This is a genomic window from Paraburkholderia sp. BR13439, assembly GCF_040948805.1.
Classification (GTDB): domain Bacteria; phylum Pseudomonadota; class Gammaproteobacteria; order Burkholderiales; family Burkholderiaceae; genus Paraburkholderia; species Paraburkholderia youngii.
Genome location: NZ_JBFPKN010000063.1, coordinates 1 through 9424, shown reverse-complemented (window position 1 = coordinate 9424; position 9424 = coordinate 1). Strand labels below are relative to the sequence as shown.

Annotated in this window: 6 protein-coding genes and 3 pseudogenes; 3 read left to right on the top strand and 6 right to left on the bottom strand. The window is 56.2% G+C overall.

The annotated features are described in order from the left end of the window. A pseudogene (locus AB3X96_RS41380) lies at window positions 1-243 on the top strand (hypothetical protein); the annotation flags it as partial. A 28-nt stretch (window positions 244-271) separates the two neighbouring features. Next, a pseudogene (locus AB3X96_RS41375) lies at window positions 272-436 on the top strand (type II secretion system protein GspL); the annotation flags it as partial. 142 nt (window positions 437-578) lie between these two features. On the opposite strand, the gene AB3X96_RS41370 reads toward AB3X96_RS41375, so the two are convergent. The 4 genes and pseudogenes from AB3X96_RS41370 to AB3X96_RS41355 form a co-directional block, all read right to left on the bottom strand. Further along, window positions 579-1100: a hypothetical protein gene (locus tag AB3X96_RS41370; RefSeq protein ID WP_368594265.1), complete on the bottom strand. Its 522-nt coding sequence runs from the start codon at window positions 1098-1100 to the stop codon at window positions 579-581. Between the two features lie 398 nt (window positions 1101-1498). Then, window positions 1499-1609: pseudogene (locus AB3X96_RS41365) on the bottom strand (IS110 family transposase); the annotation flags it as partial. Window positions 1610-1752: 143 nt separating this feature from the next. Further along, window positions 1753-3561 (bottom strand): ABC transporter ATP-binding protein, encoded by a 1809-nt coding sequence (locus AB3X96_RS41360; RefSeq protein ID WP_368594267.1) that lies wholly within the window; start codon window positions 3559-3561, stop codon window positions 1753-1755. A 55-nt stretch (window positions 3562-3616) separates the two neighbouring features. After that, on the bottom strand, window positions 3617-4366 hold the full coding sequence (locus tag AB3X96_RS41355; protein ID WP_217710347.1) for a hypothetical protein: 750 nt from the start codon (window positions 4364-4366) through the stop codon (window positions 3617-3619). A 159-nt stretch (window positions 4367-4525) separates the two neighbouring features. On the opposite strand from AB3X96_RS41355, the gene AB3X96_RS41350 reads away from it, so the two are divergent. Then, window positions 4526-5104, top strand: coding sequence for a transposase (locus AB3X96_RS41350; protein WP_368594266.1), 579 nt, complete (start codon window positions 4526-4528; stop codon window positions 5102-5104). A gap of 453 nt (window positions 5105-5557) precedes the next feature. Here AB3X96_RS41350 and AB3X96_RS41345 read toward each other — a convergent pair whose 3' ends face one another. Next, complete coding sequence (locus AB3X96_RS41345; protein WP_368594264.1) at window positions 5558-6688, bottom strand: hypothetical protein; 1131 nt, start codon at window positions 6686-6688, stop codon at window positions 5558-5560. A 424-nt stretch (window positions 6689-7112) separates the two neighbouring features. Then, window positions 7113-9424 (bottom strand): amino acid adenylation domain-containing protein (locus AB3X96_RS41340; protein ID WP_368594263.1); only part of this gene is annotated, 2312 nt, incomplete at its 5' end.

Sequence of the window (9424 nt, the reverse complement as noted above, 5' to 3'; positions counted from 1 at the left end):
CCATCTAAACCTCGCCAGAATTTGCAGGCTATACCCAGCAATATGCCAGGTCTCTGCAATTCCAACAACACGATTTCCGCCGGAAACCCCCAACGCTTAAGGCTCTACGGTTTGTTCAGGCTGGACTTTTTAGTCCACGGCAGTGTGCAGCATGAGCGCGCCGAAGTGGATCGCACGACCCTCGTCTATCGCGATCCGCTGACTCACACTACGCGTATCGTGCGGGTACAAGACCAACTCTGAATAACGCAATCCACAGAGAGAGTGGCCTTTGAGCACGCCGATCGCCCTATTGCCGCCGCGTGATCCGGCGGTGCCCTCGCGGGATTGGCAACTGCGCGAGCTACCGTTCGTGCTGCTCGACAACGCTGGGCGCACGCAGCGCGCCGGCCGCACGGCGCTCGCGCTGCTGCCGCGCGCGAACACGACGGTGCTGACCCGGTGGTCGTCCGCAAACTGACCGCGATGAAGGTCGGACGCCACCAAAGTCAACGACTCTACAACCAACTTTAGCAAATCCGCCACGTTTGGGCTGAAAATTGTCGTCACCGTCGAGCACAATCGGCACGGCGGAAGAATCAGGTCGCGAACGGCCGGCGAACGACGCTTGGTTCGACGCATGAATTGAACAGAATCAACTCGAACGCCGCCCCACCATCAGCATTGCCGCTATGCCCCCGATCGCCCGTCCGCTCGGGTCCAGACGCGCGCAACCCGGACGCATAGGTGTGTGCGAAGAGAATCGTGAAGCCCAGCAACGCTCCCGACACGGAATAGACCGAGAAGTCCACCGTATCCGTGATGTCAATTGCGAATACCGCTAGCAATAGAGGCATGACGGATATGACGGTGGTCGCGCTAACCTTCCATTCGAGCAGCGCCGCGATCGGCGACGGAAACAGCGTGACGATACCGTACAGCACCAGAACACACGTCCAGCTTTGGCCGTGATGGAGGCCGCGCGCCACACAGATACGCTGATAGAAGCTGAAGGTATCTCCCTTTGTCATGGCCTCACCGCGATCGCTGCCCGGACGCGAAAAAAAAGGTATTGCGCCACCAGCGTCCCGACCCAGAGGCAATGCGATCAGGACCAGCATGTCCGCATAGTGCGCCATCATCAAACTCAGCCATGCCGCACACGCTCTCGATCCTGGGGTGTACGTCCTTTTCGGGCGGCGTCAAACTCGCCTCATAGCGCTTTGTCACCTTGGCGCCGTGACCTGTCTTTGATTTCAGTTTGAATGACGGTTGGAAGAAGTTGATATACAGCCGCGACACTTGATAAAGCGAGGCAAGAGTTTTCTGTGGCTTCGAGACCTTGTAGCCTGCCGTCCCCCACCAGATGACGTACAGACGGCGCCATTCTTTTGCGCGACCCGCGCCTGATCGTTTTTCTTGCAGCCACGCCAGCGCACCATCTCGATACCCGTTGCCTTGAAGAAATCAAAGACGGCCGGGTTCATGAACGCGCAATCGTTATCGCAGTCCAGACCAAGGCCATCCAGATCGCGCGAGCGTCAGCGGGATCGTTCTTGTTGCCGATATTGCATGGCTGGACGAGCTTCGCCGGCATTAGCTTGACCTGATCTCCCATCTCAATCAATCGGCCCTAAAGGAAGATCATTGAGAACCTCACAGGCAAACCGGAGGGGAACCAAACGAACTATACGACAGTCGGGTGGCGCCGCGAAACGCTTCCGACTTGTCGCCGTTTGATCCGCTCGTCAGCAACGGCAGCACACAACGTCGTCAAATCTCGCGAGCTAACCCGAATCCCTGCTGATCAAACAACCGACGGTAAGTACTATCATCGAGCTGAACGAGCCGGTCGTGGCTTCCTTCCTCGACGAGGCGGCCGTGATCAAACACCAGCAGCCGATCGAGCGCACGAACCGTGGACAGGCGGTGCGCAGCCACGAGTGTCGTACGCCCAACCATCAACCGCTCCATCGCCTGCTGAATCAGCACTTCACTTTCGCCGTCAAGGTTCGAGGTCGCTTCATCGAGAATAAGGATTGGCGCGTCTGCCAAGAAAGCACGAGCGATAGCCACTCGCTGACGTTCACCGCCCGAAAGCTTCACGCCGCGATCGCCCACCAGCGTGGCATATCCGTTCGGTAACGCGGCAATGAACTCGTGCGCGTTCGCTAGCGCGGAAGCTTGCTCGATCTCGGCCTGCGTCGCGTCCGGCTTACCATATGCGATGTTCTCCGCGAGCGAACGGTGAAACAACAACGGCTCTTGTTGCACGATAGCGATCTGCCGTCGCAGCGAAGTCTGCTCAACTTGGGAAATGTCTTGCCCGTCAATCCTTATGCGACCATCGCTGAGATCGTAGAGCCGCTGGATTAGTTTTATGAACGTAGTCTTTCCCGCCCCTGAACGGCCCACCAGCCCAACGCGCTCACCGGGCGCAATGGTTACTGAGAAATCCTTGTACAAAGGCTCCCGGACTTTGTCGTATTGGAAAGTCACTCGCTCGAAGCAAATCTCCCCTCGTCGAATCTCGATAGGACGCGCACCTGGCCGGTCCTCGATGCCAGATCTCTCTCGCTCAAGCAAAACTAGTTGCTGCATATCATTCACAGAGCGTTGCAGGTTGCGTACGTGCATCCCAACTTCGCGTAGATAACCTTGCAAGACATAGAACATTGTTAGCGCAAACGCGATGTCACCGACGCTTGCTTCATCGCGCACGCGGAACCATAGTGCGGCACTGAGCATCGCGGTTTGCATCAGCACGAGCATGCCGCTCTGGACTCCACCATTGGTCGTACTGCGCGCCCACATGCGAGCCGCATGCTTACGCCACTTGCTGACTATGCGGGCAAACCTAGCTTCTTCTCGGCTCTCGGCGCCAAACGCTTTCACGAGCGAGTTACAGGCTATCGCGTCGGCAAGCCTACCTCCCATGCGGGTGTCCCACAGATTGCTGATGTGCGCGGCGGGCGCTACATAGCCGAGCGATAGCGACACTGCGACCGCAATGTACAGCAGCGAGCCTGCGCCAACCAAGACACCCATCAGCGGCCAGCGGACACCAAGCAGTATCGTCGCGCCACCCAGCATCAGCAGCGAAGGCAGCAACGCGAGAAGCAGCGTGTCGTTCATCAGTTCTAGCGCCCACATACCGCGCGTGATCCTATGTACTGTCGAACCGGCGAAACTATTCGTATGCCAATCGGTGGAGAGACGTTGCACCCGGCAAAATGCGTTCGACGCGACATCGCTTATCATGTTCAACGTCAGCACCATGATGTTGTGAAGCGTGAAATGTCTCGCCAAGGTCGTGCCAACTCCCAATGCAATCAGCAAACCAAAAGTACTTGCTGCATGGTGCCACGCAGCGGACTTCAAGCCCATATCACCGCCACTAGCTGTCAGCGCATCCACCAGTCGCCCAGAAAAGAATGGCGTCACCACCTCGGCAAGGGTGGCCAGTAATGCGAGCGTCGCGATCGCGGAAATTCTCACAGGCTGTTTGCGCCAGTATCGTACAGTAAAGACTAGTACGTACTTAAACGCCCGCATGTCAAACCAAGGTTTCTTTTTCGCCATCATTTATATATCGACGTATCTCACTTCGTGAAATGAAAGAATTAAGCTTCATCAATCATAGGTCGTATTGAAACCAAACATTTGGCTCGACATAAACGATGCAATTTTGCTCCATTGAAACGAGCACCGGCACCAATGCCCCATCGACCTCAGCAGTTCCGGAATGTTCGAATATTTGCCCTGTCCATCGTGACCATTCCGAAATCGTTCCAACGATGGTCATGGAATAAGGGGCAATTTTCATGAGCCTTCCTCCAGCACCGAGGTGGGTTCGCAACCAAGAATCCATCGGCAAACCGTCGGGGCGTTGTAGTCGGGTATACTCGAGCATCGGCATCCCGGGCACATGGTGTTTCTGGCTTGGCCGAACGGGGACCGAAAGTTTTGAGAATCCCGCCATTTTGCCACATTGCTTCAACGCATTCAGCAGTGCCAGCGCATTACCGAAACCTCTCGCCTTTGGCAGTAGGGTAATTTCGAGTGCGCTTATCGTCGTTGGTTCACGGCCTAGCAGACTGTCTTCGTGAGCCCAGCGGATAAGCTCATCCCACCCGCCGTCCGGCAATTCCATGCGGCCCTCGATGTTTGAGGCAAATGGAACGCCGAAAGCGCGCCCAACGACCTCCTCGTCGACAAGCCCAGCATACGCGAAGTCTAAGTATCTTGAGAAGACTCCCGCGCCAAAATAGAGCTTTGCGGTTCGATCATGGCGCATAAAGTCCGGCCACATGTTATCTAACTCGCTCGAAAAAACAAGAGGAATAAGTTCCGGCCTCTCTCGCAAAGAAAATATTTTCAAATTCATCTCCGAACTCCGACGGGAATCATTAAATTGCATCGCTCATATTCTTTCTTACAGCCCCCCGAATGGATAGGGTCATCAATGATCTAGAGAACGTTAGGCAATTTGTGCCGGGCTTTGTATCCTGACGGGACAAAAGAACACAGGCCATAGCCAACCGATATATCGGATGAAGATTGGTACTTCGCCACTGCGTATCTGACGTTGATGAACAAAGACACGCCGCGTCACTGCAATGAATTGCGCGAGATGTTCAATGCACTGCGCTGGATCGTGCGCGCGGCTATGCCGTGGCGTTTGTTGCCCAATGACTTTCCGCCGTGCGGCAGTAATGTCGATATGGCGGTCGATATCTTCGAGCAGTTGCTTGCCGCGCATGTGATGCCGGCCAACGAACAGGAGCATGCTCTGTTCGGAGAATTGGCGCGCCAGATTCAGCACGCCAAAGGCCAGACGGTCAAGGTAGCGTTCGCCGATCAGGGATATACCTGCGAAGAGCCTGCACAGGCCGCACTCGACGAAGAGATCGAGCTTCAGATAATCAAGCGGACTGAGGCGAAAAATGGCTTCGTGCCGTTGCCGCGCCGCTGGGCGGTCGATCGCGGCTTCGGCTGGCTCAACCGCTTCCACCGACTGGCAGGAGACCAAGGGCAACTCCCCGAAACCCTGGCCGGTCTTTCTGTCGTACCCCCCGTGTTTATGCCTATCCACTTTGTATTCCTTAACAAAATTTCCTTCTAACACCACAAGCGCTTCCCCGTTGAGCACAAGCTCAATCCAATTCCCTGTTGATATATGCAATGCACGCGCGGCGTGAGATAGTGGAGAACTGCGGCTCGACAACCGGTCATGTTGGATCAAATGCCCCCATTGATGAAAGACGCGTCCAGAGGCCTCATTCTCTGACCGAGAATGGATATCCACGCCGTACTATTGAGTTGCGCTCCCCACGGGTCGACCCGCTTCACATCACTGCTAGCACTGCAAAGTGATCGTTTCTATTTGCTCATGATGTCAGTGCCATTTTCTCGCTGCAGGTTGGCTGACAGCCTTGAATCGGAGTCAGTGTGCCACTGGTTCGAGTTTGAAAATCATTACCATATTCGAGCAACGCCAATGCAAATCTCTCGCTCTCTCGACTATTGCGATCGCCGCCCGCCAGTAGGCCCGGCGCTCGACCAAGATTGTTTTAAGTCAGGATACAAGCACCCTGTTCTTAGCGAGAAGAGATACCTTTTCCAACACAGAAATGGCACGTTCTACTAGATATTCAGCGCTGTTATCTTTCTCGCAAACGGCCTCCACAATTAAGCGCGCGCTAAGACTCATCCGCAGCGCAGAAACAGGAACCCCATCGATCTCGCCACATAAAACGGGTTGACCCAATTCGCAACGCGCGGACAATATTTTCCGTCTTACTCCGCGCGCCCTCCCACCAAGGTCTGCTTTCATTCGATTGAAGATTTTGGTGGTCTCCTCCGCGCGCAGCGGCCTTCTTCGGTTATTAAACTCGAACAAGATGAAAGGAAAAATCGTTGGTATCTGATCCCACGTCGACTGATTTTCCGTTGGACGGCGCTGCAAGGCGGGTTGTTCCAGGAGACTAAGCTGTTGCGAGTTACTCATCCATGATGTAATAGCGTTATAGAAGTTCTCCACGACCTTTCTGATACCTTCCGCGGGGATGCTGTGAAAATCCCGCAGTTCAGCGAGGGCAGCCTCCCACCGCAAAAGCAATCCAAAGTTGCTGGCATTGTGAAGCGACATGATGCCATTCCAATGTGGCGGCCACTCTGCGCGCGCGCTATTGACGCGAAGTGCCGGATCGACCGGCCGCTTCATTAATCTGCATGCTGCGTCTGCCGGAACCAGCAACATTGCGGAAAATGGAGGGCCGCTAAAAAACTTTGATCCAGTAATGATGACAATACTATCCGCACGGAGGTAACTAACTAACGTGCTCGATGCCAGCCTGAATTGAGAGGCATCGATGACAGTCTCGATGATGTTTGGCCAGCGCCGCTTGAGTTCGAGGACACGATCCGGACTGGGGCCCAACACGCCGGTCTTGGAGACGTCGGTTAATACGATCAAAATGCGCTCATACTGCTTTACAGCACTCAATACCGTTGCTTCAAGTTCGTCATCAACCTCAGCAATGGATCGGAGACTGCCGTCCTCTGAGCGAATTGCTATCGACTCGACGTGATTGACATCGCCGAAATCTCCCACATTCTCATGGTTCATCGCGGGGGGATAGCGATGATATAAGGCGCCCGCCAAAGCACGCGCGACACCGCTCCCCGTCTCTTCCGGTTGAACCATGATCGCCAACGTTGTGCGAGAGCTGGTCCCGGCCACCAGTCTTGCGACAAGCATGTGAGCATCTGTGCCGGAAGCGGATACAATAGCCTCCAACCCAGATAGTTCTCCTAAGCCACACAGGTCGATAAATTCACTACGCAGCCTCGACATCTCCTCCAAATAAACGTCCGCCGGATTTCTCTCCCGTAAGCTACTCAAGAGATGGGAGCGTAGTTGTTGCGCAGCAGAGTGGCCAGATAGGGAGATAGTAGATGCCGTGGCGGAGCCAAATGCTAACAGTCCTGTATCTGGTATCGGTCGCCCCCCATATTTGTTGATCATTGCGGCGGTGTCGAGTTCGATCCGCGGGTCCCCTCCTTGCGTTAGGGCTTCGAAAGTCGACGGGAGGTAACTGTCGAGATTGTGCGAGCGCGTTGTCATAGCGTCAGGGCCCTATTGTTCGCGGGTGTGGTGTGCTGCTTAAGCATAAGGAAAGCGCACGTGCAAGAATCCGACGGTTTTCCGGCACGGCCATCATTGTCACGTGATCGCCGGGAATCGGTATGGCGTGAATGGCCTCGGGATTTAGAACTCGGTCCCAGCCATGCATGGGTGCAATCTTCTTGGCCTCCGTTGCATCCGGAGTGCACCCAGCCCGGAAATTCTCGGGAAGCTCCGATGCATAGAACTGGTGGATTTCGACTTGCAGGGATGGAACCTGATAGTTCAGTAACGCGTGCTGAAAATGGATATACGTTTCGACGGTTTCGTAGAAATCCGCTTCTACAACTATCGCCCCAATTTCCTGTGCCTTTTGGAGTAGTTGCGGAACAGAACTGTTCCTAGCGCAGCGCTGTAGCAGTTCAAATCGTTCATCGTCCAAAGACTCCAGAGGTTCAAATACCATTTCGAGTATTATTTCGGCATCAGATTTTTTCGGAGAATTTGCTGGCAGCGGGGCATCGATAAGACCCAGAAAAGATACCGTTTCATCGAAGCGCAGCAACTGCTGAGTAATCGCGTAAGCGAGGATCGCACCGGACGAATATCCGGCAATCCGGTAGGGAGCTCGTGGCTGAATCTTCTTCATCGTCAACAGTGTATGCGTTGCGATCTCCTCAAGAGTCAGTGAACGATCTTTGAAGGAGGGCCATGGTAGAGCGTAGATGGGACTATCCACTTCCATTTCTTTTGCTAAAGTGGAGACATACGAAAAATCTCCATAGCCTGTCGGAACAAAGAAAACGGGAGGCCGAGTTCCCGCCAAACGGACCGGCAACACTCCAGACACATGAGGATCCATGTCCATCTCGACCCTGGAGGCAAGATCCTTCAGGACGGGGGCTTCGAATAGATCGATAGCGCTTAATTTCATTCCCCCATCCAGTGCTCGGCTGAGCAGCCGCACGGCCAGCAGTGAATGACCGCCCAGCTCGAAGAAGTGGTCATGCCGACCGACCCGCTCCAGACCCAGCAGCTCCGCCCACAGCTGCGCCAGCACCGTCTCGAGCTCCCCGCGCGGCGCCTCGTAACCCCGCCGCGCATACGCATCGTCCTGCGGCGCAGGCAGCGCCCGCCGGTCCAGCTTGCCGTTGACCGTCAGCGGCAGCGCCCCCAGCGGCACGAACGCCGCCGGCACCATGTAGTCCGGCAGCTGCCCCGCCAGATGCGCGCGCAGCGTCGCCGCAAGCTGCGCTTCCTGCGCCTCCTGTGCGGCCACCACATAGGCCACCAGCTGCGGCTCGCCGGCCCGCTCCTCGCGCGCCACCACCACCGCCTCGCGCACCCATGCATGTGCGCACAGGTGCGCGGCCACCTCGCCCGGCTCGATGCGAAAGCCCCGGATCTTGACCTGCTCGTCGATGCGCCCCAGAAACTCCAGATTGCCATCCGGCAGGTACCGCGCCAGGTCCCCCGTGCGATACATCCGCGCGCCCGGCTGCGCACTGAACGGATCGGCCATGAACCGCTGCGCGCTCAGTTCCGGACGCTTCAGGTAGCCACGCGCAACCCCCGCCCCGCCAATGTAGAGCTCCCCCACCGCCCCGAACGGCACCGGCTCGCCATGACCGTCCAGCACATACACCCGCGTGTTCGCAATCGGACGGCCGATCGGTACACCTTGATGTGGCACGCCGAATGGCGTGTCAATAGGAAAAAAGGATGACCAGATGGTTGTTTCGGTTGGCCCGTAGAAATTCTTTAAAGAGTTCACCGCTTCATTTAGGCGAAGTGACAGAGTTGCAGGTAACGCTTCTCCCCCACATACCGCATTCAGCGCTGGTGTTCCTTGCCAGCCTCCATCTAAGAGCAGGCGCCACATTGCCGGAGTCGCCTGCATGAAAGAAATGTTGTGATGTGCTATGTAATGGCGTAAGGCGATGGCGTCGATTGCATCCTTACTGCTTGCAAGGGCGACTGCGGCCCCAGTGCTCAAAGGCAGGAACAGTTCGAGCCCCGCAATATCGAACGAGATGGTGGTCAAAGCCAAAAAAGTATCGCGGTCAGAAATTGAAGATATCTCTGAAAACGCAAATAGAAAGTTCACCAGCCCCCGGTGCTCGACCATCACGCCCTTGGGCGTGCCGGTGGAGCCCGACGTGTAGATCACATAGGCCAGATGGTGCGGACCCAGGCCCAGCGCGCGCGCATCCGGATCCGATGCCGGCTGCCCGGCCCACGCCGGCGACTGCGCCTCCAGCTCCACCAGCCCCACGCCAGCGAGCGCCTCCTCGCCCAGCGCCGCACGCCCCGCCC